Source organism: Pseudoalteromonas sp. SG43-3 (genome assembly GCF_014164385.1).
GTDB classification, from domain to species: domain Bacteria; phylum Pseudomonadota; class Gammaproteobacteria; order Enterobacterales; family Alteromonadaceae; genus Pseudoalteromonas; species Pseudoalteromonas distincta.
Genome location: NZ_JACJFC010000001.1, coordinates 13,137 through 36,640 on the forward strand (window position 1 = coordinate 13,137; position 23,504 = coordinate 36,640).

Genomic DNA, 23,504 nt, shown 5'->3' on the forward strand with positions numbered 1-23,504 from the left:
CTAGTTACTAAGAAAATACGGTCTACGATAGCCAAAAATACCTTGTTGTAATAATTTTTGTGCATCATAACGGCTTTTACTGCCAAGTCCTTTTAATACAAAATTCAAACTAATACCTGAATCAAAAGTTGCTTGTTCTTGTCCTATTGACTGATTTAAATCAGTTTCAATTTGGCGATGGCCAGTAATTTGGATAGCCCAACAGCATGATTCATACTGTAATCCGCTCAATACTTCGATACTTCTGTTGTTTTCAAGATCTCGATGATAGCTCGCAATAAATTGCCATTCGTCGCTAATAGGAATACTTGTAAATACACCTGCTTGCTCGATTGTATTTCCTGAGACATCATTTGCATAGCGATGGTTCAATTGTACTAGCTGATTATTATCACCTTTATAATCAAGCGTTACATTTGACTGTACCATTTGCTTGCCATCTGTATCATATTGAATACCTCCAGCGAGGTACCAACGGCGGTGCCAATGTAACATGGTTTGAGCTGCAAATAGTGCATTATAATTAGTGTCTGAGTTTAAGCCTTGCTCTGTTGGCTTAGCATCGTCACTTAAATAAAATATTTGGCCCGCACTAAAGTTAAACACTTCTTCTTGTTTTTTATCAAATAAGCGCGTTGTAGCACCTAAAGTAAACTGATTAGCAGCTGCTATACGGTCAACACCCGAAAAGCGCACGTCTCTAAATAAACCATAATAATCATCTTGCAGTTTGGTTGTATCAAACAAGCCAATATCTGACTGATCTTTATTAGGTGTATATAAATACTGAATTTGCGGTTCTAGTGTTTGTATACCATCTTCAAAAAAGTAAGATGCGTCACGCTCAAAATTAAGCTGAGAGTACAAACGTACTTTTGGGATAGTACGCGATACAGTATCGCTGTATTGCGTGCCGGTTAAGTTTCCGCTTTGCTTATAATTAGTTTGTAATAAGCTTACTTCAGACAAAAATGACCACGCATGCGTAGCGTAGTTGTAGCGTGCTTTTGGCTCTACGTGTACACGAGTTGCGCTGTCTATGGCCACTTCTGATGAATCATTAGTAAAATGACTAATCTCGCCCGACACACTAAAGTCAAAATTATCAAAACGCCAAGGGGCTGTTTGCGTAAAATTAACTTGTGGTATTGCAGTGTATGACTCTAAGTGATCGCCGAGTACTTCAAAGTTTTGCACTTTAATATCGGTGCGCCATGTATCACCTAAATGGGTAAGTGAACCAGTACGATACAATTGAGTATCGGTTTTACTTGCGTAGTTTGAAGTTAAGTCGGTGATGTAGTTATCATCGCTCACATTGGTTACATCAACGTTTGCGCGCCAGTTTTCACCTAGGTAGCTTTGCTGTTGCCAATGAAACATGTAGCGTTCATTCAAATCAGGCTCAGAATCATCACTATCTAAGTATTCAATCCCTACTAAGCCTTCGTGTTGCTCTGTTAGGTATCTAAACTCTGTCTGTAATTGCAGCCCTTTGTTAGACATATAACGAGGCGTAATTGTGGCATCAAAATTAGGTGCAATATTTAAATAATAAGGCGTAATTGTTTCAAGGCCGTATTTGTCAGAACTTGAAATAGTCGGAGTAAGTAAGCCCGATTTACGGCGTTCATCTAGCGGGAATGTAAAATAAGGTAAATATAGAACCGGTGTATCTAAAATACGCAATACGGCGTTATATGTTTCGCCCCAGCCTTCTTCGCGTGAAAGGTTTATTTCGTCAGCTTCAATTTCCCATGCAGGGGTGTCACTTGGGCAAGTAGTAAAGCTTGCATTCATGAGTAATAGGCCAGACTGATTAACAGTGAGCTTTTCAGCGCCGCCTTTACCTTGTTGTTCGGTTAGGCTGTAGTCGGCGCCTAACAAACTGACTTCTGAATTATTTAAATCGGCATTTAATCCGGTGCTGTTTACTTTACTTACGTAGTCTTGATAAGTAATTGGCCCCGTTGCATTTAATAAACCACGCTGTTTGTCTATCAACGCAGTTTGTGCGGACAAACTCATCTTAAGGGTGTTAATATCAACATTGCCGGTAAATTCAGCGCTTTGAGTGCCAAGTAGCTCAACATCATCAGCTTGGATATCAACTTCACCAAGGTTAAGGCCTTCAAGTGGTTGCCAAGCTCTGGTTTGCATTGAAATGCCACAAAGGTTGTGTGCCAGTTCAGTTTCGGCAAGCGATGGTGCGCTAACTACGCTTAGCATCAATATGCCCCAGGTTTTGCTCATTTATCGACCTTAATACTTTGTGTTTAATATAATATACACATAATAAAGGAAAATAATGGCAATTACAGTAATTGACCTATAAAAATAGATATCTAATAAAATGACACGCTTTGAGAATTTACAACAATTTATAAACACACACCTTAATGCCAAGTCGCATACTTTAAACGCGATCACGGGGGATGCTAGCTTTCGCCGTTATTATCGTTTAAATCACGATAATAAACATTTAATAGTGATGGACTCAGATCCAAAAAAAGTGAATAACGAACCTTACATTTTGCTAAACCAAGTGTTTGTTGAGCAAGGTTTTTTACTTCCCACTATTATTGCAAGCGATGAGAAACAGGGCTTTTTTATTCTCAGTGATTTAGGCAGTACGCACCTAGCTGACATGCTTGATGATGCAAACCGCACCGAGCATTATCAAGCATTAATTAATTTAAGTGCTCAGTGGGCAAAAACGCCCACAGCTTCTGCTATGCAAGCGTATAACGAAGATTTTATAAAGCTAGAGCTTGATATATTTAGCCAGTGGTTAGTAAGCGACTTTATTAATGAGCCACTCAGTGCAGAACAAAAAATAATGTGGCAAACAAGTTCAGAGCTATTAATAAAGGCGATGCTTGAGCAACCTACGGTTACCGTTCATCGTGATTACCATAGCCGTAACATTATGAACAGTAACGGCCAGTGGGCCATTATAGATTATCAAGATGCTGTACGCGGGCCGCTTTGCTACGATTTAGTATCGCTACTGCGCGATTGCTACTTTAAATTGCCAGAGCAAGAATTAACAAGTTTACTTGATTTTGCTTATCAAGAATTTACAGTTCAAAATTTACTGACTAACACTTCATTCGATGAGTTTAAATATTGGTTTGATTTAACCGGATTACAGCGCCACTTAAAAGCTGCGGGTATATTTTGTCGATTGTATTTACGCGATGGTAAAACAGGTTATTTAGATAATATTTTACCGACGCTTGATTACATTATTGAAGTAGCAGCAAATTACCCAGAGCTTAAAGCATTGAGTGAGTGGACAAAAAATACCATAGTGCCAAAAGTGACTGAAAAGTTAGCAAAGGAGCACTCATGAAAGCGATGATTTTAGCTGCAGGGCGCGGGCAAAGAATGATGCCGCTTACGCAAAATATGCCAAAGCCAATGTTAAAAGTGGCAGAAAAACCACTTATTGAGCATCATATAAATAACCTTAAAGCAGCCGGCATTACCGATATTGTAATAAACCTTGCGTGGCAGGGTGATAAAATAAAAGACTACTTTAAAGATGGCAGTCAATTTGGCGTAAATATACTTTATAGCCAAGAAGTTGAAGGTGGCCTTGAAACAGCCGGCGGTATTATTGAAGCGTTACCGTTGTTGGGCGACTCGTTCATTGTAATAAATGGCGATGTATACACCGACTATGATGTAAGTGCGCTAATGCAACTTCATTTGCAACCCGGTGAGGCGCACATAGTGCTTATAGAAAACCCGCCACACAACCCAGATGGCGACTTTGCATTGAGCTATTTGTCGGCCGAGAGTCAAAAATATACCTTTTCGGGGATTGGCCGCTATCAGGCTGATTTTTTTAAAGGATTAACGCAAGGTATTCGCCCTTTAGGGCCTATTTTACGTGAAAAGCTAAATGAACATTTAGTCTCTACTGAGCTCTATATAGGGCAATGGGATGACATTGGTACACCAGAGCGTTTAAACCAATTAAACACGCGCCTTGAGGCGTAACAACTCAATTTTTAAGAAGGCAGTATTATAGATGTGGGGAAAAATTCTCGGTTTTTGTTTTGGCTTTATGTTTGGCAAAATATTTGGTGCTATTTTAGGTTTATACCTAGGTCATTTATTTGATAAAAGCTTAAAAAATAACTTTGATAAAGCAGGCGGTTTTTCTAGCTTATTTAGTGGTGACGATGTTCACGAGCGCCAAGCTTTATTCTTTTCAAGTTGCTTTGCTGTCATGGGGCACATTGCAAAATCGAATGGCCGAGTGAGCGAAATACACATAAAAGCGGCTAACTTGTTCATGGACGAAATGGGCTTAAAGGGCGAAGAACGCCGCGAAGCACAACATGCATTTCAGTCAGGTAAAGAGGGCGACTTTTCACTTAAAGAAACCGTACACGATTTTAAAGAACGCTTTGCTAAACGAAACGATCTAATACAGTTGTTTTTAGAAATACAAATACAAATGGCGTTTTCTGACGGGGTATTAGCCGAACAAGAAAAGCAATTATTAGCAGAAGTAAGTAAACAGCTAGGCATTTCTAAAACACACTTTGCATTTGTATTAAAACGTTATCAAGCTGAGTTTAACTTTAGAAAGCAACAACAGCGCTTTAATCAGCAGCAACAAAGCCAAGGTCAAAGCAGTAGTTACCGTGAGGGTTCTGGCCACCATGTACCGCCAAATAATAATATGAACCGTGCGCAAGCATTGGCGTTATTAGGCTTAAATAGCGATGCAACGCAACGTGACATAAAAGTAGCGTACCGTAAACTTATGTCGCAACATCATCCAGATAAATTAGTATCGCAAGGTTTACCAAAGCACATGATGGAATTGGCTGTTAAAAAGAGCCAAGATATTCAAGCCGCTTATGAGTATTTAAAAAAGTCGGCGTAAAAAACCGTCTATTTCTTTTGTTAGGCGTGCGTGTTGACCAGGTTGATCGCGCAGGCCAAACAATTGGCGTTGGCGGTAATCAAATTTTGCATTTCGCTCAACCCAGCGCTGACGATTTTTAAGGCTCATTAAAATGTCTGTGCTGTCATTTGCATAGTAAATATCAAGCAAGGCGGGTGTAACAAGTGACGCTGTTTGGCTCAAATTTTCGTTACGTTTAGTATTAGGTAAGTAACTGCTTAAACTTATAAACGCATCTAGTCTCTCATCTGGAAAATCTGCATAGTACTCCAACAACACACCCGCACTTGTGCCTTGTGCAATAACCACTATATTACTCGAATCTTCCATAGCGGTTTGATACAGCGCATTAAACCGAGAAATGAGATTTATTTTATAGTCATCAAGTATGTCGTCAGTTACTTTTTCAATTGCATTAACGTAATGAGGCTCATCTTTGATTTTTGCAGGCTGTGATTGTGCGTTTGTTGCTGTGTCGGGCGATGCAGGTTCATAGGCTTTACTAGGCGCTGTTTCTGCTTCATTAGGCGTAGCTTTGGCCATTTTACTTGCTTGCCAATCAATGTCGGGCACTGTCATTGCGTAGGTGCTGTAACCTAAATTATTAAGCTCTTTGCGCAAGTAGTCCACACCTGAGTTATTGGTAGGTGAAGAATGCCAGTCGGGTATAAGTATTACGATACCTCTAAAATTACTACTCATATATTCGCTGTAAAGGCTTAAAAATTCCGTTTCACCCGCTAATATTGGCTTTATTTCATCACTTGGAAGTAGTCGCTCAATATCGCTATTTTCAATACTTGATAGACTAGGTGGGGCAATATGTTCAGCCGCGCTGATGAGGTTAGCTAAAAGTAGCGCACAGCTGAGCTGTATATAAAAAGCTGCCTTTAAAGACCGTGAAAATAGCATAACGCACCTAACTAATGACAATTAGTTAGGTATCGGCAAGGTTATCTAAAAGTTTAATAATTTACGAAGTATTTGCGCCGGTTAAAATTCTGGCTCAGCTTCAAAAGTAAGTACTTGCTCAGTTTTAGGGTGCTTTAATTGCAGCATTTGAGCATGTAACTGTAAGCGAGGAGCTGCAGCAAGTGCCTCTTTGTGGGCGTAAAGCCTGTCACCTAAAATAGGATGACCCAGGCTTAACATATGCACACGTAACTGATGCGAGCGACCAGTGATGGGGGTTAGCTCTACACGGGTTGCATTTTCTTTACGCTCAAGTATTTTAAAATGCGTAAGTGAAGGTTTACCTCTGTCGTGATCAACCATTTGTTTAGGGCGATTAGGCCAATCACAAATAAGGGGTAAATCTACTGATCCTGTTTCAGCTTCAAGTTGTCCGTATACACGTGCTATGTAACGTTTAGCTGTTTCGCGCTCTTGAAACTGCATACTTAAATGTCTGTGCGCTGCTTTATTCATGGCAAGGCACAGTATGCCAGAAGTCGCCATATCTAAGCGGTGCACTATTCTTGCTGTTGGAAAAACACGATTAACACGATTAATTAAGCTGTCGGCATGTTTAGGATCTTTACCTGGGACAGTTAATAACTCACTTGGTTTATTAACTATCAGTAAATCGTCATCCTGAAAAAGTATCGTTAAATACGGACTCATGGGGGGATTGTAGTTAACTAACACGGCCGACCTTAGTAATTTTGAAGGGCGCTATTTTAGTAGAGCAAGCCAACAGGCTCAAGTAAAAGTTTGGCTATATTGTTTTAGTTAGGGCGTGTTGAACGTTGGTGGTTGAATTTGCAGTAGTATGTTTGGTTTTTAGGCAAGGCAGAGCCTATGTAGTGTGGTTATTCCCCATAATTAGGCGATAACGCAGCATAAATGCCAAACATGCTCTGCCCTTTGGGTTCTTTCTAGGGGCGATTAACTCTTTGTTGCTCGATTTTTACTTAGCCCACTAGGTTACAAACCTCGCGCCGCGATTAAATCGCCCCTAGATTGAACAAATTTCAATCCACAAAGCTCAACACGCCCTAGTATATCCAAACTTAGGCTCCTTTAAAGCGCTTTTATAACTTAATTTCTTCGGGTGTTAATAATCGATATTCACCACTGGCCAAGTTTTCATCTAGGGTAATCCCCGCAATCTGCTCGCGATGTAACTCAACCACTTTGTTATCTACCGCGTAAAGCATACGCTTAACTTGATGATACTTTCCTTCACTTATTGATAAACGCAGTCCGTAATTAGCAAGTCGTTCGGCAATAGCTGGGCGGGTTAAATCTTTTTCGTTATGCAGCATGACGCCTGTACGTAATTGCTCAAGTGCTTCATCGGTAATAGGCTCTTGAGTTTCTACTAGGTAGGTTTTAAATTTATTGCTTTTAGGCGACGTAATTTTATGTGACCAATCGCCATCATTAGTAATAATAACTAACCCGGTGGTATCTATATCAAGGCGACCTGCTACGTGAAAGTCGCTCATATTTGGCTCATCAAGTAAGTCAAAAACAGTTTCATGAAGCTCGTCACTGTTGGCACATACATAGCCAACAGGTTTATTTAGCATGTAATAGCGCTTACCTAAAAATACCAAAGGCGTACCTTGGTGCAGTACTTCATCTTGCTGGGCTAGCTGAAAATTATGTGATGTGATTATTTCGCCATTCACGCTTACTTCTTTTCGCTTAATACTAGCACGAGCTTGGGTGCGCGGTATTTCAGCTAAGTGGCTAATAAATTTATCTAAGCGGCAAGGGAATTTCATTTTGGTTCACATTTTTAGTCGGCTACAATGGGCGCGATTATAGCCGATAGTGAAATACCATGACAGTGCACAGCACACAAATTTTAAGCCTTTACCAAGCAAAAATAGACACGGGTGAACTGTGTTTTGATGCAGCGCAGCAAAATGCAGTGGAAGCTTTAAATACGCTAAGCGAGCAACTTCAAGCTCACACATCATGGTGGCAAAAAGCGCCCTTAATAAAAGGCATTTATTTATATGGACCCGTAGGGCGCGGTAAATCCATGTTAATGGATTTATTTTATAAAAACCTACCTACTGAGCAAAAGCAGCGGCTGCATTTTCATCATTTTATAGCGCAAGTGCATGCCCAACTTACGCAGCTACAAGGTCAAAAAAATCCATTAACTCTGATTGCAAAACAGTGGGCTAAAAATATTCGAGTACTGTGTTTTGACGAGTTTTTTGTGAGCGACATTGGCGATGCTATGATCATGGCGAGATTGTTCAATGCGTTGTTTGAACAAGGTGTTGTGCTGGTGGCCACATCGAACGCAAAGCCAGAGCAGCTTTATTACAACGGCCTACAACGAGCGCGGTTTTTACCTACTATTGATTTAATTAATAACCATTGTCATATAATTAACGTGGCAGGGGAGGACGATCACCGCTTTAGATATGGTAAAAACAGCCGTCACTATTTTATTAATTTATCAAATCACGATTATAAAAATGAGTTTTTAGCTTCGTATCCAGTAGTAACATGCAACAATACAATTACTGTGCATGGGCGCAATTTACCTTATTTATTAAGAGCCGATAATGCCTTGATGATTGATTTTATGGCGCTATGTTCAGGCCCACGCAGTGCTAACGACTATATGTTTTTAGCAACGCAATTTGATGTGTTATATGTATCGAACGTGCCGCAAATGGGAGCTAAAGCAACGGGTAAAGTTATTGTTCACGGTATAGAAGATAGTTACCAACGCGAAAAACAAACACTTGATGAGCACACATTTGACGACGAAGCACGGCGCTTCATTGCCTTAGTCGATGAATTTTACGATTGCCATAAATTGCTGGTAATAAATGCGCAAACCGACATTGAACATTTGTACAAAGGTAAAAAGTTGAGCTTTGAATATGCACGCACGCAATCACGCATAGTCGAAATGCAAAATTGGTAACGCTTTAATATATATTGTAAACGAGCTTGCTCACGCGAAAAGCGCAGCGCCTTCTCAACCTCTTTGTGAATAAATCACTTAAGATCTTATTGCACAAAGAGAAGCAAAAGAGGAGTAAATGAGAAGACATAAAACAATAGTAATTATGTATTTTTACTTCTCTAAAGCGCAGCGCCTTCTCAACCTCTTTGTGAATAAATCACTTAAGATCTTATTGCACAAAGAGAAGTAAAAGAGGAGTAAATGAGAAGACATTAAAACATAGTAATTATGTATTTTTACTTCTCTAAAGCGCAGCGCCTTCTCAACCTCTTTGTGAATAAATCACTTAAGATCTTATTGCACAAAGAGAAGTAAAAGAGGAGTAAATGAGAAGACATAAAACAATAGTAATTATGTATTTTTACTTCTCTAAAGCGAAGCGCCCTCTAAACCTCTTTGTGAATAAATTATCTAAAAACTTATCGCACAAAGAGAAGTAAAAGAGGAGTAAATGAGAAGACATAAAACAATAGTAATTATGTATTTTTACTTCTCTAAAGCGCAGCGCCCTCTAAACCTCTTTGTGAATAAATTACTTAAAACCTTATTGCACAAAGAGGGGTAAATGAGAAAACATCAAAGCATAGAAATTACGAGCTTTGCTCGTCACAGCCAGCAAGCTGTGCTTATACAAGTAAATTTAACCACGGTGTTAAACTTACCCTTCTTGGCGCACTATATTCTCAAGGGCGCGAATATTAGTAATTAAGTCCTGGCGTTGTGGGTTGGCTTGTAATGCTTTTCTAAGATGCTTTAGCGCACTCGGGTAGTCTTTAGAATCAATCGCTATTTGCGATAATCCAAGCCACGCCGATAGTTGGTAATCAGGCAGAGCTTGTGCACGAACATACATAAGTTTAGCTTGGGTGAGTTGGCCTTTACTACGATATATACTTGCTAAACTAAGTAGGGCATCACCTAAATTCGGGTTTATTTTAAGTGCATTATTTAAGCTTTTAAGAGCACGTTTAGTATTACCTTGTTGCATAGCAATTTGTGCGCTGTATACAGAAAACTGCGCTTGTTCATCACGGGGTAGCTGCTTAGTTAATCTTTTTGCGCTGCCTATTAGCTCTTTAGCTAAATCCCATTTTTGTTGAGATACAAGCCAGCCTAAAGTTTGCATCGTGGTATTAATAACCTCAACTTGCTGCTGTTTAGTGGCGTGTTTTAAACCTTGCTTTAATAAACTCACAGCGCGTTCAGTGCTGCCTTCACTTAAATGCAGTTGGGCTGCTAAAAGCTGGTTACTGGTATCTTTAGGGTTGAGTTTTAAGGCCACTTCAATAGCAGCAAGCGCTTGCTTTTTTTGATCAAGCTGTAATGCTATTTGTGCACGTTGCAGCCAAAGTTCAGCTTTATCAGGGCTTTTATTAAGTAATTCTTTTAGTAATGCACTTGCCTGACTTAAATCACCCGATTCAATTAACGCAAACAATAGACCTTGTTGATATTGGCTTGTTTCTGGCGCTAGCATAAGCGCTTGGCGGTAGGCCGCTACTGCGCTCCAAGGTTGGTTGTGCTGTACGTGTATATAAGCAAGTTGCGCATAACTTTGTGCATCAGCTTGGCCAAGTTCAATACTGTGAACTAGATGTGTTTGCGCTTTATCATACTTTGCTTGTTGCATGTATAAAAGGCTCAAACCTTGGTGAGCTTTTACTAAATCAGGTGATGCTTTTAAACATGCTAAATAAGCGGCTTCTGCTTTATCAAAATCTTTTGTTGAAAGCAGTACTTGTGCACGTAATAAGTTTAAAGCAGTGCTATCTTGGCTTATATCTCGGCCTTTAAATAGCGCCGCAACTTCACTGTAATTACCTGCTTGTAAAAGTGGTTGCACTTGGCGAGCAAAACCGCGCTCGGTCGGTTCAATAAGGACCTCTGTAGGGCCTAGTAATTTATTATTTATAGCCAACTGCCATGTTGGATCGCTAGGCGATAACGTTACTTTTAGTGGCGCACTTTTTAATGGCGTACTAGCAGCGCTTGCATGCACGCTACTTACACCTAATAAAGGGAGTGAGCACATTAAAGTAGTGATAACTGCGCGAGTTAATGGTTTTAGCGTTTTAAATATATTCATATTTTTCATTTTAATAGGCTTAAGGTTTAAATTCGATTGGCCAAATAAAGCGAGCGCGTACGGTTTCACCTTCTTTTTTAGGTGCACTAAAGCGGCTTTGTTTAATAATTTTGTCGATAGCTGGTTTAAGTTCAGGGTATGGGTTTTGTACTACCTCAATTAAACTTAACTTGCCACTTTCATCAATAAATACATCGAGTTTTACAGTAAATACATCAACACCTCGGCGGGTTAAGCTTTTTGGTAAAACGGCCTTGACGGGAGTAAGTAAAGTGGGGAGACCATCGAGTTGATTTAAGCTAAATGCATCCCAATTTACACTCATTGATTGCCATTGTGGCGCGCTTACTTTTACGTTGGGTGTATCGGGTTTTACAATACTTAAATCACTCTTTATCTTAATTTTTACGGCTTGAATTGACGCGCCTGCACCTTCTACCGCTAAGCTTTGCATTGGCTCACTTGTTTGCTGTTGTGATATTGATGGAGGTGGCGGAGGTGGCAGTGCCACCATGGCAATCTCACGTACAACCACTTTGTCTTGTATATGGTGTTCAGCAAGTTGCCCAAGCCATAAAAGCAGTAATGCAGCACTAAGCACAATGAGGCTAAGGCCAAATGCAAACAGCGGATGGCGATTGTTTTTTGTTTTTTGAAGCGAGTTAATCGTGTGCATACTATTGCTTGGTCGCTAAGTTAACTTGCGCCGCGCCTGCCAGCTTTGCTTCGTCAATTACTTGAACAAGTAACTCAGTAGGTACTGTTTTATCAGCTTGAATAACCACAGGACGTTGTTGCTGTTTTAACATTTGCTCGACACTACTACGCACACCAGCAACACCAATTTGGCTGCCATCAAAAAATACTTGTTGGTTGTCGGTTATTGCTAAAAATATAACTTGCTGCTCAAGACGACTAGCCGATACGGCTTGTGGTTTATCAACCTCAACGCCGCTTTCGCGTACAAATACGGTTGTAACAATAAAAAATATTAGCAATATAAATACCACATCAAGTAGCGGCGACATATCGATATGTTGCCCCGCTTCTTGCTCTAGCTTGTGCTTTAAACGTGATTGCATAGTGTTACCCTAACTGCTTACTTAACGTATGTAATTTAGGATTACGCTGTGAATACGCTAAATACGCTTGCATTAACCACGCAGGAATAGCGCACACAAGACCCAATTGAGTTGTTAGTAATGCGTCACCAATGGCGTCACTCATTAACTCGTTATGGCCCAGCGCCATTACTTTAAATGTATCAAGCAAACCAACAATGGTGCCTAATAAACCAAGTAGCGGAAGCGCTGCAGTTAAAATAGAGCTAACTTCTTGCCAATAACCTTTGCGCTGCGCTTGGTATTGTTTAAGGTGCAGTAAGTCATGAAAAATCAGCTGGTATACAAATAAAGCGAGTAAAAGAATACACCAGCAAATAGGGTTACTAACGATTTTCTCAAACATTGTTTTCTCCTTTTTCTAGTTGACTTAGCTGTAATGCAAAGCCTTCTAGTTGGCTGTAGTACGCTTTTGCTTTACGCGATAACAGTGCATTTAAAACGAGTGCTGGTATAGCAACAACTAAACCTAACTCGGTTGTTATAAGTGCCTGTGCAATACCGCCCGATACAACTTCTGGGTCGCCTGAGCCAAACAAAGTCATCATTTTAAATGTTTCGATCATGCCGCTAACAGTGCCTAACAAGCCAAGTAGTGGGGCTACTGCAGCCGTAACGGCAATAGCGCCAATAAAGTTATCGAGTTTATGCTTATCATGAATTAACTGATTAAATAATTGATCGTCTCGTACTTGGCCTTTTTCGCTTTGCAGCGTTAAGTTAAATAGCTGCTGCTGCATACCTGAAAATTCACTGCTATTTTCAGCTTTAAAAAGTTGCTGTAATTGCATTTGAGAGTGCATTTTAATTTTACTTAAACGCAGTAGCTGTGCGGCTTTTAATAGCGCAATGGTAAGTGCAAAGCAGGCAAATAAAATAATAGGGATAGCCCATAAACCTCCTTTTTCTAGGTGTTCAAGCGGACTTTCTTGTTGGGCTTGGCTAGTTACTAAGTGCGTTAAACTAGGATCAAAAGTAAGTAATGTAGAGCCTACACCGTTTTGCTTTAAAGTATTATCGAGTGGGTTGTCGTCACTTGTTGATTGTACTAACGCTACTTTTAATGCATTAGATTCATCATCTAAATTTAATAAACCCATAAGTTTAGGTGTTTGCGTACTAAACCATGCAACAGGCCCGACTTGAAGGGTATTAGCTTGGCTTAATTCGCCATTACTTAGCACAACCGATTGTTTTTTAAACTGTGGATAAAGTGCCTGCTCTTGATTATTAATTAGCGATACAACACGGCTTAATAACTCGTTTTGGCTATTAGCCGACTCGTTACTGCTAGCACTATTGCTGGTGTTTTGGCGTACAAAACGGCTAAGTAAGTTTAATTGATATTGCTGCTGCTGTTGCCAAGTGTCTAATCGGGTTTGTAACTGATCAAGACTTAATGTGTTTTCGTCAGCTAGGCGGCGATTAACAGCGGCTTGTTCGCGTAATTTACTGAGCGATTGCTGCTTGGTAAAAATTTGCTTTGCAAGGGTCGCTTGCTCTTTTGAAATGCTATTTTGAGTTTTACTTAGAGTACGCTGCGCTGTTTTAATATCACTTAAAATACTTTGCTTAGCATCATCACTGCTAGCTGCAAAAGATATGTTTGCACTAAAAAGTAAAACTGTGGCGCTAAATACTTTAATTATGCTGTTAGTAGCCATTATTTAGCCCCTTGCTGGTTTTTATTTACATAACTTAATATTGGGAGTGTTACCCAATCAGCAGCGCGCTTTTTTTGCTGTACAGCAATACCCAGTGCAACTTGTTCTGCATTAATGCTTGGATCAAACTCCCACTGCCAACCTAAATCACTTGGAAAACCAATACCTACATAACTTAAGTCTTCGCTTACAAACCATGCTTGAGCTGCACCTAAATAAAGCTGCTTAACCCATACTTCTTGCCCGTCAGGGTGTTTAATAGCCATTTCGTGAATAGAAATACGTTGTTGAAAATCATTAAGTAGAGTCAGCATTTTTAGTGCTGTTTGTAATTTGTCAGTTGTACTGAGTTTTGAATCGCTTAAATCACCAGCGTTTTTCCAACTACTCAAAAGTGGCGGGGGGAGTTGCACTTGTAATGAAAGTAATTGCCCAGAAATACGTGCTAGTTGATCATTTAATTGCTGTTGATCATTTTCAAGCTCTGATTGCTGAGTTACAAGCTGTTCGCGTTTTTGGGCAAGCTCACTGGTGCTTTTTTTTCTACGCTGATTAAGCTCGCTAAGTTGCTGCTGCTCGGCATTAAGAAGCGTTAAGGTTTGCTCCATACTGCTTTTTTGTTCAAGCCAATGAGTATTTAATTCTGTGTTTTGATTTTCTATTTGTAGCCATTTATTAACGAGTTGTTCTAGCTCACTAACAGTGTCGGCTTTTACTGCCATAGTGCTACAAAGCGCGATAACTACGCTAATTGGTTTAATTAAGCTTCGCATTACTTAACAACAATCCTGAAAGTTACGACAAGCAATTACAAGGACGTAATTACTGTTAATTTTTAAGTGTGTATACAATATAGGAATTCACATAACAATGCAATTGATAACAGTTATCGTTTACATTGCTTTGTTTGAGTGGTAGGATTTCGCCGAAATTAAATATGTACCTTAAATTAACAATAGTTAAGTGCTTAATAAAAACTACGGAGTAACCATGAGTAAGCCATCGAATAAAGGAAATGCGTACGTGAAGCCAATTGCAGCGGTTGTTACAGCTACGCTTTCAACTTGGGCAAGTGCACAGGATGTTCAAGAACTATCGGTAACCAAAGCAGAAACTAAAACTGAGTCTAGTTATGTTGTAGAAAAATCAACGTCGCATAAATACACTCAACCGCTACTCGATACAGCTAAAACGGTAACAGTAATCAACCAAGCGGTAATGAAAGACAGAAACGTAGATAGCCTACGTGATGCTTTGCGTAATGTTTCAGGTATTTCTTTAGCAGCAGGTGAGGGTGGCTCACCTACTGGCGATAGCATGTCGATTCGTGGTTTTAGTGCAACAAATGATATTTTTGTTGATGGTATTCGCGATGTTGCAGGTTACACACGTGATATTTACAACATTGAAGCCGTTGAAGTTGCAAAAGGCCCAGGCTCTGCAGTTTCTGGTCGTGGCGCAACAGGTGGTAGTGTTAATTTAGAAAGTAAAAAGGCGAAGTTAGACAACTTTAACGACGTTTCGCTACGTTTAGGTACAGAAAACGATTACCGTGGTCGTTTTGATACTAACATTCAAGTAAACGACACAAGCGCACTACGTATAAACCTTCTTACTGATAAAGGTGATGTTGCAGGTCGTGATCATGTTGAAAACGAAACAAATGCTGTTGCGTTTGCATTTGCAACAGGGCTTGGTACAAACAGCCGTTTTGATTTAAATCTAGAGTATCAACGCCAAGACAATTTACCAGATTATGGTATTCCTTGGGTTTACAGTGATACGCCAGTAGCTGAACTTGCAGATAGCGCGCGCTCACCTTCTCCTGTCGACTTTGATAACTTTTACGGTAATATTTACCGTGATTACGAAGATATTGAAGCCTACTCAACAACAGCTCGTTATGAGTATGATTTTTCTCAAAATACTACGTTACGTGTGCAAGGTCGTTTAGGTAAAGTTAAGCGTGAATCAGTAACAACTGCACCGCGTTATTTCTCGGTTACAACAGACACTGACATTACCTTTGCAGATGAAAAAACACGTGATACTGAAAATTCACTTGCTGCACTTCAAGTTGATTTAATTGGTAACTATGAATTTGCTGGCTTTACTCACGACGTAGTAGTGGGTGTTGAACTTGCAAATGAAACGTTTACACGCCATAACTTTGTTGCAACTACGCCTGATAACCTGATTGAAGATGGAATACGCAATGACTTATACAACCCTGACGCAACAATTGCATTTACGGGTGTGTACGGCCGTGACGGTACAAGCATTGAAGCTAAAGCTAAAAACCAAGCTATTTATGCATTTGATACAGTGACGCTTAACAAGCAATGGGAAGTTACAGGTGGAATTCGCTTTGATAGCTTCACTACGGATTATCACAACGATTACAATGATCCAAGCGCTTTAATTTCTACAAGTGACGATTTATTTAGCTGGAATGCAGCTGTAGTTTATAAACCTACAGAAAATGGCAGTGTGTATTTAGGCGCAGGTAATTCATTTAATCCATCGGCGGAAAGCCTAACGGTATCTACGCGTTCAAATGCAGCTGATTTAGACGCAGAAGAAAGCCGTAGTTATGAATTAGGAACTAAATGGAGCCTAATGGATGGCCGCCTGCAAACTAATGCTGCACTTTTCCGTACTGAAAAAACCAATGCCCGTACTGATGACCCATTTGCAGATAGCTCAAGTGACGAAATACTCGGTGGTGAACAGCGCGTTCAAGGTTTAGAGCTTTCAGCAACGGGCCTAATTACTAAAGAGTGGACTGTAATTGCTTCATACACTTACCAAGATAGCGAAGTAACAGAAGCATTAGGCGACGACGCAACTCAAATCGGTAACGAGCTTGCACGTACGCCTAAAAATAGCGCAAGTGTTTGGACTACGTACGATATGTCGGATAAGTTATCGTTTGGTTTAGGTGCGCAGTATATAGGTGAGCGTTACAACGGCACTACGTCAACACGCTCTCGTGCGCCAGGTTATACTATTTTTGACCTGATGGTTGCGTATGACATATCAAAAGATTTGAGCCTGCAGCTTAATGGTGAAAACCTAGGTGATAAAGATTACGTTGATCAGTTAGGTGGTGGACACTTTGTACCAGGTGATGGTCGTAAGTTTAGTTTAACAGCGAGCTACTCTTTTTAATTTTAAAACAAATTAAAAAATAAAAGTAAGCATAAGGGCAGGCCTATTACCTGCCCTTAATTATTTGATGAAAATGTGAGAGGGCGCACATGATAGTTAAAATTCCAGAGCTATTAACGAAAGAAGAAGTGGCGTATTGCCATGAGGTTTTGCTTAAAGCGCAGTGGGCCGATGGCAGTATTACCGCAGGTCATCAATCAACCAAAGCAAAAAATAACTTACAGCTACCTGAAAATAGTCCTGAATGCCAAGAGCTTGGCGATATTATTATGGCAGCACTTGCGCGTAGTAATTTGTTTATGTCGGCAGCGCTTCCTGCAAAAATTTTTCCTCCGTTATTTAATTGCTATCAAGGCGGGCAATCGTTTGGTGTGCATGTAGATAATGCAATTAGACAAGTGCCGGGTACGCCAGTAAAAATTCGTACAGATGTATCAATGACGTTATTTATTAATGACCCTGAAGACTATGAGGGCGGAGAACTTGTTATTGAAGACACTTATGGCTCACACAGTGTAAAGCTGCCCGCAGGCAGTATGGTGTTATACCCTTCAACGAGTTTACATCGTGTAATGCCTGTAACGAGTGGGCGCAGATTAGCCTCATTTTTTTGGCTGCAAAGCATGGTAAACAGCGACGAAAAACGTGGTTTGTTATTTGATTTAGATATGTCGATTCAAAGTTTGCGCAGCAAAGTAGAAGATAGCCCAGAGATTATTCAATTAACAGGTGTGTACCATAACTTACTAAGACAGTGGGCACAGACATAATGAATATACTCGTTATTAAATACTGGATATAAGTAATTAAATATAAGTAATTAAAAGCTGCGCTTTTCGCGTGAGCAAGCTCAACGCCTACAGCCAAAACTTAACGCTGTGGTTAAATTACTTGTAGGTACCATCTCTCATTTTAAGCTTCAAGGTCTTAATTAACTTTCTTGGAGCTTAAACGCTTCTTGGTTTTTTATTACACCAAAACATATATGAATTAGCTTTCGCATATTTGCATACACAGCTTGCATCGGTGTTCTACCATTATTTATTAACGTTAACTTGTGTCTCTTTATTGTTTTATTCCATTGCCCTGCAACAATGGCTGCCATATAAAGTTTGCATCGAATTCTGGCTGGCCCAAGTTTACTGATTGATGTTCGCCCTTTTAATTTACCCGATTCATTATGCCGTGGAATTAATCCACAATAAGCGGCCGCTTCTTTGGCTTTATTAAATTTTTTAGCCGCAAATAAATACGTCAGCTCTCTCGATAGTACGGGCCCAATGCCAGGAATAGACTCAAGTAGTTTCCTGTTTCTTTTTAAATCAGGTTCATTATCTATGTGGTTATCAATGTCAGATTTAAGTTGTTTAATTTCATCGTCTAAAAACGCGATAGTCACTTTTATAGATTGGCAAACACGTGCTGAAACGCTACTGAATTCACTTGCTTCTAATCGGTTAGCTTCTCGTTGTCAGTTACTCTCAAGCGCATCTAAACGACGAATAAGGGCTTTAAGCTCTCTAATTGCTAATGCTTCAGGTTGCCAATAATTAACGACTGCGTGCTTAGCACAGCCATAATGAGCAAGCATCGTTGCATCAGATTTGTCTGTTTTGTGAATTATGTTTAAAGCGTCTGCATACTTTTTAGCTTTACCGGGATTCGCTAAAATAATATTAAAGCCTTGCTCGTGTAAAAAATACATCAGTGCTTCATGATAAACACCCGTTGGTTCGAGGGTGATAACGAGCTCATTAGCAGCGCTTTTTGTTGTATTTAAAAGCCATTTTTCTATTGCTAAAAAGTCTTGATGCTTGTTTTTAAAGACTTTTGTTTTAATCTTGTTTGTAAGTTGGTCTCTCAACCACGATAAATCAATCTTCTCTTTACTAATATCAATGCCGATAAACATCATCTCTACTTACTCCCCTTGTACATACAGCATCTACTTAAATAAAAGTGTGCTTGGATACCATTCAGTTTGTGAGAATAGAAAGTCAGGGCTTTATCTACGGAGCAGTATTAAATACTAGACGCACAGGCAAGCTCACTGACTTCGATGTGATAAATGATAGCTAATCATTTATCAATGAGAGATACAAGACGCACAGCTTGCTGGCGTGACGAGCGAAGCTCGTAATTTCTAGGTTTTGGTTTCTTCTCATTTATTCCTCTTTTACTTCTCTTTGTGCAATAAAGTTTTTAAGTGATTTATTCACAAAGAGGCTAAGAGGTCGCTGCGCTTTAGAGAAGTAAAATACATAATTACTATGTTTTTATGTCTTCTCATTTACTTCTCTTTGTGCAATAAGGTTTTAAGTGATTTATTCACAAAGAGGCTAAGAGGGCGCTGCGCTTTAGAGAAGTAAAAATAAATAATTACTATGTTTTATATCTTCTCATTTACTCCTCTTTTGCTTCTCTTTGTGCAATAAGATTTTAAGTGATTTATTCACAAAGAGGCTAAGAGGTCACTGCGCTTTAGAGAAGTAAAATACATAATTACTATGTTTTTATGTCTTCTCATTTACTCCTCTTTTACTTCTCTTTGTGCAATAAGATTTTAAGTGATTTATTCACTAAGAGGCTAAGAGGGCGCTGCGCTTTAGAGAAGCCAAAATACATAATTACTATTGTTTTATGTTTTCTCATTTTCTCCTCTTTTACTTCTCTTTGTGCAATAAGATTTTAAGTGATTTATTAACAAAGAGGCTAAGAGGTCGCTGCGCTTTAGAGAAGTAAAAATACATAATTACTATGTTTTATGTCTTCTCATTTACTCCTCTTTTACTTCTCTTTGTGCAATAAGATTTTAAGTGATTTATTCACTAAGAGGCTAAGAGGGCACTGCGCTTTAGAGAAGCCAAAATACATAATTACTATTGTTTTATGTTTTCTCATTTGCTCCTCTTTTTCTTCTCTTTGTGCAATAAGGTTTTAAGTGATTTATTCACTAAGAGGCTAAGAGGGCGCTGCGCTTTAGAGAAGCCAAAATACATAATTACTATTGTTTTATGTCTTCTCATTTACTCCTCTTTTACTTCTCTTTGTGCAATAAGATTTTAAGTGATTTATTCACAAAGAGGCTAAGAGGACGCTGCGCTTTAGATAAGCAAAACTACATAATTTCTATGTTTTCTCACTTGCCGTTTTTACTTAACCCTTATAACCGTTAGGGTTATTTGACTGCCAGCGCCAGGTATCTTGCATCATTTCATCAATACCGCGCACTGCTTCCCAACCTAGCTCTTTAAGTGCTTTTTCTGGCGCTGCATAACACGCTGCAATATCACCAGGACGGCGAGGTGAAACCTGATAGGGTACAGCCTGATCGCTTGCTTTAATAAATGCATTAACCATTTGTAGTACAGAGTAACCATTACCAGTACCTAGGTTATAAACTAATGCCCCTGTGCTGCTGGCAATTTTATCAAGCGCTTTTAAATGACCAATCGCTAAATCTACAACGTGTATATAGTCGCGCACACCAGTGCCATCAACTGTGTCGTAGTCATCACCAAATACAGCGAGTTGCTTTAATTTACCTACCGCAACTTGTGCGATAAAAGGTAAAAGGTTGTTTGGAATACCATTAGGATCTTCACCAATTAAGCCCGACTCATGTGCACCCACTGGGTTAAAGTAACGCAAAATAGCAAACGCAAAGCGCTCATCTGATTTAGCGATATCTTGTAGCATCATTTCAACCATTAGCTTTGACGTACCGTATGGGTTGGTAGTGCCGCCTACAGGGAAATCTTCTTTGATTGGTAAGCTTGCTGGGTCGCCGTAAACCGTGGCTGACGAGCTAAATACCAATTTAAATACACCTGCGTCGCGCATCGCATCAACAAGTGTAAGCGTACCTTGAACGTTGTTTTGATAGTACTCAACTGGCTTTGCAACCGACTCGCCTACTGATTTTAAACCCGCAAAATGTATAACACTATCAACCGTGTGTTTTGCAAATACAGAATCTAAAAAGGGTTTATCGAGAATATCGCCTTGGTAAAAAGTGGCTTCTTTACCTGTTATATTTTTTACGCGCGCAAGTGATTCTTGTGATGAGTTACTTAAGTTATCAATAACAACAACATCGTTACCTTGCTGTAAAAGTTCTAAAACAGTGTGCGAGCCAATATAGCCTGCGCCACCGGTTACTAAAATAGTCATGAAAGCTCCGTGGGTACCTTTTATCAATTAAGTTAATTTCACCATAAATAGAGGTGTTTTACATGTTTTATCTGTAATTTATATGATTTTAATCGTATTTTTTTGATATCAGCACATTAAATACTTTTGATTACATTTTGTGCAAAACAAGTAACACTTGATTCGTAAGATTAAGTTATAGTTAATAAACAAGTGCTAAAATAGCTTTAGTAATAGCTAATGCTAGGTTTACTCCAATCCACACTTTTGTGATTGGTTACCTCTTTGGAGAAAGATATGAATTTAGTTAAAAAAATAGCAACAACAATGTGTATCGCATTACCTGCGCTTGCCCATGCTGGTGAGTCTGTTGTTAAATGGAATGACTTTAATGATTATCGTGATGTGCGAGCGTCTAACCAAGCTAAGGGCTCGTATCACAAAAGTATTGCGGCAAGTTTTGAAAAACATATGTCTAAATTAGCTGAGCAACTACCAAAAGATTATAAGTTAAACGTAGAGTTTACTGATTTAGATTTAGCGGGAGATGTGCGTTATGGTGGTATGGAGGAAATTCGTGTAGTAAAACCAATATACTTTCCACGCATTAAGCTTAATTATTCGTTAACCGATAACGACGGTACAGTGCTTAGTAAAGATACTGATGTGGAGCTCAAAGATATGGGCTTTATGAATAAAATTAAAATGGGCCGCGACGAATCACTATATTACGAAAAACGCTTATTAACAGAGTGGTTTGGTGAGCAAATATTACCAAGTTTAGATTAACTTAAAATAAAAATGCCGCTAAATAGCGGCATTTTTGCTTTTTAATCTTTACTTAAAAGTAGCTAACAGCGTGAGTATTTGTTGTAACTTAATAACGGTTGTTTTAAGTTTTTCTTCATCAAAACCATCGTTAGATAAGCTTTCAACGTCAGCGGCTACGTCAAGAACATACGGCTTAAAGCGTTTAGCTTCAAAGCTAAAACCAGCATCTTGTGCAAATAAGGCTTTAAATTTGCCATGGCCTTGCTGTTGTAGTTCATCGAGTTTTTTGTCGGCATCAAGCGCCTGACGATAAACAATTTTTAAATTAGTATTGAGTTGTTCAATAATTGAATCCATGGTTTTCCTAAAGCTTTGTACTGCATGGCCGACATAATACTTGGATTACATTTAAAAGTCAGGTTTGTTATATGAATATATCAGGCACAAGTTTACCCGCTGTTTCTGGCTCAGGCCAAGGCAGTGAGCTTTATAGCGCTGCTTTATCTAAAAAGCAGCAACTAGCAGATGGCGCAGCAGCACTTGCACTTATTGAAGGTGCTGCACAATCGTCAAGTGCGCAAACACCGGCTAAATCGGTAACAGCATCATTGGGTAACAACGTAAATATATACGTTTAAATGCTGTTTTAAATTAGCTTAAGATCGATAGGTGTTTTACTTTTTTGACCACCTATTTCTCTAACTAATTTAGGCACTAAAAATCCAGGCAGGGCTTTTAATAGCTCTGCCATTATTTTTATAGCGTCTTCTTCGTTAATATCAAAGTGGCTGGCCCCTTCAACTTTATCGAGCAAATACAAATAATACGGTAATACGTCTGCGTCAAATAACGCTTCGCTTAAATTTATTTGCGCATCGAGCGTATCATTCACATCTTTTAAAATTACAGCTTGGTTTAAAAGCGTTACGTTTGCTTGTTTAAGCTTTTGCATGGCTGCTTTAAAGTCAGCGTCTATTTCGTTGGCGTGGTTTATGTGATTAATAAAAATAATTTTTAATGGCGATTTTGCTAATCGCTCACATAGCTCATCGGTTATTCGCGCCGGTATAACTACTGGTAAACGACTATGAATTCGCATTCGTTTAATTTGTGGTAATTGCTCAAGCTCATCTAAAAACCAACTTATTGCATCGTCTTTGGCCATAAGTGGATCGCCGCCACTTAAAATCACTTCGTTTATATTGGCATCAGATTTTATGTAGCTTAGTGTTTCAAGCAGACTTTTTTTATTAAGTTGGTTTTCTTGATACGGAAAATGCCTTCTAAAGCAGTAACGACAATTGACGGCACAGCCGGTTTTAAACATTACTAAAACACGCGATTTATACTTATGTAAAAGGCCGGGTTGTTCGTTATCTTGCTCAAGTAGGGGATCTTTATTAAAACCCGACTTAGTTAAAAATTCTTGATGGCGTGGCATGACTTGCAATAAAAGAGGATCGTTTGGATCGCCTTTGCGTATTTTTTTTATAAAAGGGATAGGCACGCGTACCGGAAATAAACTGCGGGCTTTTAGGTCGTTTTCATGGACTTGGCTCGATAAACCGACCATTTCAAGCAAGGTTTTTGGGCAGGTAACTACATTTGCTAATTCTTTTTGCCAGTTTTTATGCAAATTTGCTTCATTTCTTTGTATCATTGGCATGTA

The 23,504-nt window shown here is 39.2% G+C and carries 23 protein-coding genes; 8 read left to right on the forward strand and 15 right to left on the reverse strand.

The window, feature by feature from the left end:
- Window positions 1-2,253: an LPS assembly protein LptD gene (gene lptD / locus H5157_RS00055; RefSeq protein ID WP_039485527.1), complete on the reverse strand. Its 2,253-nt coding sequence runs from the start codon at window positions 2,251-2,253 to the stop codon at window positions 1-3.
- A gap of 100 nt (window positions 2,254-2,353) precedes the next feature.
- Here lptD and H5157_RS00060 point away from each other — a divergent pair, with 100 nt between their 5' ends.
- Genes H5157_RS00060 through djlA form a run of 3 tightly spaced genes read left to right on the forward strand, consistent with a single transcriptional unit; the run spans window position 2,354 to window position 4,906 of the window.
- A complete protein-coding gene (locus H5157_RS00060) occupies window positions 2,354-3,355 on the forward strand; it encodes an aminoglycoside phosphotransferase family protein (protein ID WP_182719916.1) in 1,002 nt (333 codons plus the stop codon).
- Window positions 3,352-4,008, forward strand: coding sequence for an N-acetylmuramate alpha-1-phosphate uridylyltransferase MurU (gene murU / locus H5157_RS00065; protein ID WP_182719915.1), 657 nt, complete (start codon window positions 3,352-3,354; stop codon window positions 4,006-4,008). Before H5157_RS00060 ends, murU begins: the two co-directional genes overlap by 4 nt.
- Before the next feature lie 31 nt (window positions 4,009-4,039).
- Window positions 4,040-4,906 carry a co-chaperone DjlA gene (djlA, locus tag H5157_RS00070; protein ID WP_165724335.1) on the forward strand — a complete coding sequence of 289 codons (867 nt, stop codon included), beginning with the start codon at window positions 4,040-4,042 and terminating at the stop codon, window positions 4,904-4,906.
- Here the strand turns inward: djlA and H5157_RS00075 are convergent.
- The 3 genes from H5157_RS00075 to rsuA form a co-directional block, all read right to left on the reverse strand.
- Window positions 4,889-5,839, reverse strand: a complete 951-nt coding sequence (locus tag H5157_RS00075; RefSeq protein WP_182723902.1) for a DUF3530 family protein — start codon at window positions 5,837-5,839, stop codon at window positions 4,889-4,891. The genes djlA and H5157_RS00075 overlap by 18 nt on opposite strands.
- A gap of 81 nt (window positions 5,840-5,920) precedes the next feature.
- Complete coding sequence (gene rluA / locus H5157_RS00080; protein ID WP_182719913.1) at window positions 5,921-6,574, reverse strand: bifunctional tRNA pseudouridine(32) synthase/23S rRNA pseudouridine(746) synthase RluA; 654 nt, start codon at window positions 6,572-6,574, stop codon at window positions 5,921-5,923.
- A 386-nt stretch (window positions 6,575-6,960) separates the two neighbouring features.
- Window positions 6,961-7,659 (reverse strand): 16S rRNA pseudouridine(516) synthase RsuA, encoded by a 699-nt coding sequence (gene rsuA, locus H5157_RS00085; protein ID WP_182719912.1) that lies wholly within the window; start codon window positions 7,657-7,659, stop codon window positions 6,961-6,963.
- A 59-nt stretch (window positions 7,660-7,718) separates the two neighbouring features.
- Here rsuA and zapE point away from each other — a divergent pair, with 59 nt between their 5' ends.
- Window positions 7,719-8,828 carry a cell division protein ZapE gene (gene zapE / locus H5157_RS00090; protein ID WP_182719911.1) on the forward strand — a complete coding sequence of 370 codons (1,110 nt, stop codon included), beginning with the start codon at window positions 7,719-7,721 and terminating at the stop codon, window positions 8,826-8,828.
- Window positions 8,829-9,528: 700 nt separating this feature from the next.
- On the opposite strand, the gene H5157_RS00095 is transcribed toward zapE, so the two are convergent.
- The 6 genes from H5157_RS00095 to H5157_RS00120 are packed head-to-tail and all read right to left on the reverse strand — an operon-like array spanning window position 9,529 to window position 14,514.
- On the reverse strand, window positions 9,529-10,956 hold the full coding sequence (locus tag H5157_RS00095) for a tetratricopeptide repeat protein (RefSeq protein ID WP_182719910.1): 1,428 nt from the start codon (window positions 10,954-10,956) through the stop codon (window positions 9,529-9,531).
- Between the two features lie 19 nt (window positions 10,957-10,975).
- On the reverse strand, window positions 10,976-11,632 hold the full coding sequence (locus tag H5157_RS00100) for an energy transducer TonB (protein WP_154904278.1): 657 nt from the start codon (window positions 11,630-11,632) through the stop codon (window positions 10,976-10,978).
- 1 nt (window position 11,633) lies between these two features.
- Window positions 11,634-12,038: a biopolymer transporter ExbD gene (locus H5157_RS00105; RefSeq protein ID WP_036981164.1), complete on the reverse strand. Its 405-nt coding sequence runs from the start codon at window positions 12,036-12,038 to the stop codon at window positions 11,634-11,636.
- A 4-nt stretch (window positions 12,039-12,042) separates the two neighbouring features.
- On the reverse strand, window positions 12,043-12,423 hold the full coding sequence (locus H5157_RS00110; RefSeq protein WP_002960812.1) for a MotA/TolQ/ExbB proton channel family protein: 381 nt from the start codon (window positions 12,421-12,423) through the stop codon (window positions 12,043-12,045).
- Window positions 12,416-13,741 carry a MotA/TolQ/ExbB proton channel family protein gene (locus H5157_RS00115; protein ID WP_182723903.1) on the reverse strand — a complete coding sequence of 442 codons (1,326 nt, stop codon included), beginning with the start codon at window positions 13,739-13,741 and terminating at the stop codon, window positions 12,416-12,418. The genes H5157_RS00110 and H5157_RS00115 overlap by 8 nt, the downstream gene beginning before the upstream one ends.
- Window positions 13,741-14,514, reverse strand: a complete 774-nt coding sequence (locus H5157_RS00120; protein WP_182723904.1) for a DUF3450 family protein — start codon at window positions 14,512-14,514, stop codon at window positions 13,741-13,743. The genes H5157_RS00115 and H5157_RS00120 overlap by 1 nt, the downstream gene beginning before the upstream one ends.
- Before the next feature lie 217 nt (window positions 14,515-14,731).
- Here H5157_RS00120 and H5157_RS00125 point away from each other — a divergent pair, with 217 nt between their 5' ends.
- A complete protein-coding gene (locus tag H5157_RS00125) occupies window positions 14,732-16,912 on the forward strand; it encodes a TonB-dependent siderophore receptor (protein WP_182711407.1) in 2,181 nt (726 codons plus the stop codon).
- A gap of 89 nt (window positions 16,913-17,001) precedes the next feature.
- Complete coding sequence (locus H5157_RS00130; RefSeq protein WP_002960803.1) at window positions 17,002-17,682, forward strand: Fe2+-dependent dioxygenase; 681 nt, start codon at window positions 17,002-17,004, stop codon at window positions 17,680-17,682.
- 161 nt (window positions 17,683-17,843) lie between these two features.
- Here H5157_RS00130 and H5157_RS21025 read toward each other — a convergent pair whose 3' ends face one another.
- The 3 genes from H5157_RS21025 to galE form a co-directional block, all read right to left on the reverse strand.
- On the reverse strand, window positions 17,844-18,311 hold the full coding sequence (locus H5157_RS21025) for a transposase (protein WP_310736813.1): 468 nt from the start codon (window positions 18,309-18,311) through the stop codon (window positions 17,844-17,846).
- A gap of 72 nt (window positions 18,312-18,383) precedes the next feature.
- The gene (locus H5157_RS21030; RefSeq protein WP_310736814.1) at window positions 18,384-18,827 is read right to left on the reverse strand and encodes a transposase; all 444 of its coding nucleotides are present in this window, start codon (window positions 18,825-18,827) and stop codon (window positions 18,384-18,386) included.
- Between the two features lie 1,241 nt (window positions 18,828-20,068).
- Window positions 20,069-21,085 carry a UDP-glucose 4-epimerase GalE gene (galE, locus tag H5157_RS00140; protein ID WP_182694742.1) on the reverse strand — a complete coding sequence of 339 codons (1,017 nt, stop codon included), beginning with the start codon at window positions 21,083-21,085 and terminating at the stop codon, window positions 20,069-20,071.
- 276 nt (window positions 21,086-21,361) lie between these two features.
- Here galE and H5157_RS00145 point away from each other — a divergent pair, with 276 nt between their 5' ends.
- Window positions 21,362-21,853 (forward strand): DUF3016 domain-containing protein, encoded by a 492-nt coding sequence (locus tag H5157_RS00145; protein ID WP_182723905.1) that lies wholly within the window; start codon window positions 21,362-21,364, stop codon window positions 21,851-21,853.
- A 48-nt stretch (window positions 21,854-21,901) separates the two neighbouring features.
- Here H5157_RS00145 and H5157_RS00150 read toward each other — a convergent pair whose 3' ends face one another.
- A complete protein-coding gene (locus H5157_RS00150) occupies window positions 21,902-22,192 on the reverse strand; it encodes a hypothetical protein (RefSeq protein WP_002960798.1) in 291 nt (96 codons plus the stop codon).
- Between the two features lie 71 nt (window positions 22,193-22,263).
- Between H5157_RS00150 and H5157_RS00155 the strand changes: the two genes are divergently transcribed.
- Window positions 22,264-22,473 (forward strand): hypothetical protein, encoded by a 210-nt coding sequence (locus H5157_RS00155; protein ID WP_002960797.1) that lies wholly within the window; start codon window positions 22,264-22,266, stop codon window positions 22,471-22,473.
- A gap of 8 nt (window positions 22,474-22,481) precedes the next feature.
- Here the strand turns inward: H5157_RS00155 and epmB are convergent, their stop codons facing one another.
- Window positions 22,482-23,495: an EF-P beta-lysylation protein EpmB gene (gene epmB / locus H5157_RS00160; protein WP_182694835.1), complete on the reverse strand. Its 1,014-nt coding sequence runs from the start codon at window positions 23,493-23,495 to the stop codon at window positions 22,482-22,484.
- Window positions 23,496-23,504 lie beyond the last annotated feature (9 nt).

Excerpts from the sequence above, each read along its gene's own strand:
- lptD (WP_039485527.1), bottom strand. The coding sequence starts at position 2,253 with ATGAGCAAAACCTGGGGCATATTGATGCTAAGCGTAGTTAGCGCACCA.
- H5157_RS00060 (WP_182719916.1), top strand. The coding sequence starts at position 2,354 with ATGACACGCTTTGAGAATTTACAACAATTTATAAACACACACCTTAAT.
- murU (WP_182719915.1), top strand. The coding sequence starts at position 3,352 with ATGAAAGCGATGATTTTAGCTGCAGGGCGCGGGCAAAGAATGATGCCG.
- djlA (WP_165724335.1), top strand. The coding sequence starts at position 4,040 with ATGTGGGGAAAAATTCTCGGTTTTTGTTTTGGCTTTATGTTTGGCAAA.
- H5157_RS00075 (WP_182723902.1), bottom strand. The coding sequence starts at position 5,839 with ATGCTATTTTCACGGTCTTTAAAGGCAGCTTTTTATATACAGCTCAGC.
- rsuA (WP_182719912.1), bottom strand. The coding sequence starts at position 7,659 with ATGAAATTCCCTTGCCGCTTAGATAAATTTATTAGCCACTTAGCTGAA.
- zapE (WP_182719911.1), top strand. The coding sequence starts at position 7,719 with ATGACAGTGCACAGCACACAAATTTTAAGCCTTTACCAAGCAAAAATA.
- H5157_RS00095 (WP_182719910.1), bottom strand. The coding sequence starts at position 10,956 with ATGAATATATTTAAAACGCTAAAACCATTAACTCGCGCAGTTATCACT.
- H5157_RS00100 (WP_154904278.1), bottom strand. The coding sequence starts at position 11,632 with ATGCACACGATTAACTCGCTTCAAAAAACAAAAAACAATCGCCATCCG.
- H5157_RS00105 (WP_036981164.1), bottom strand. The coding sequence starts at position 12,038 with ATGCAATCACGTTTAAAGCACAAGCTAGAGCAAGAAGCGGGGCAACAT.
- H5157_RS00110 (WP_002960812.1), bottom strand. The coding sequence starts at position 12,423 with ATGTTTGAGAAAATCGTTAGTAACCCTATTTGCTGGTGTATTCTTTTA.
- H5157_RS00115 (WP_182723903.1), bottom strand. The coding sequence starts at position 13,741 with ATGGCTACTAACAGCATAATTAAAGTATTTAGCGCCACAGTTTTACTT.
- H5157_RS00120 (WP_182723904.1), bottom strand. The coding sequence starts at position 14,514 with ATGCGAAGCTTAATTAAACCAATTAGCGTAGTTATCGCGCTTTGTAGC.
- H5157_RS00125 (WP_182711407.1), top strand. The coding sequence starts at position 14,732 with ATGAGTAAGCCATCGAATAAAGGAAATGCGTACGTGAAGCCAATTGCA.
- H5157_RS00130 (WP_002960803.1), top strand. The coding sequence starts at position 17,002 with ATGATAGTTAAAATTCCAGAGCTATTAACGAAAGAAGAAGTGGCGTAT.
- H5157_RS21030 (WP_310736814.1), bottom strand. The coding sequence starts at position 18,827 with ATGATGTTTATCGGCATTGATATTAGTAAAGAGAAGATTGATTTATCG.
- galE (WP_182694742.1), bottom strand. The coding sequence starts at position 21,085 with ATGACTATTTTAGTAACCGGTGGCGCAGGCTATATTGGCTCGCACACT.
- H5157_RS00145 (WP_182723905.1), top strand. The coding sequence starts at position 21,362 with ATGAATTTAGTTAAAAAAATAGCAACAACAATGTGTATCGCATTACCT.
- H5157_RS00150 (WP_002960798.1), bottom strand. The coding sequence starts at position 22,192 with ATGGATTCAATTATTGAACAACTCAATACTAATTTAAAAATTGTTTAT.
- H5157_RS00155 (WP_002960797.1), top strand. The coding sequence starts at position 22,264 with ATGAATATATCAGGCACAAGTTTACCCGCTGTTTCTGGCTCAGGCCAA.
- epmB (WP_182694835.1), bottom strand. The coding sequence starts at position 23,495 with ATGATACAAAGAAATGAAGCAAATTTGCATAAAAACTGGCAAAAAGAA.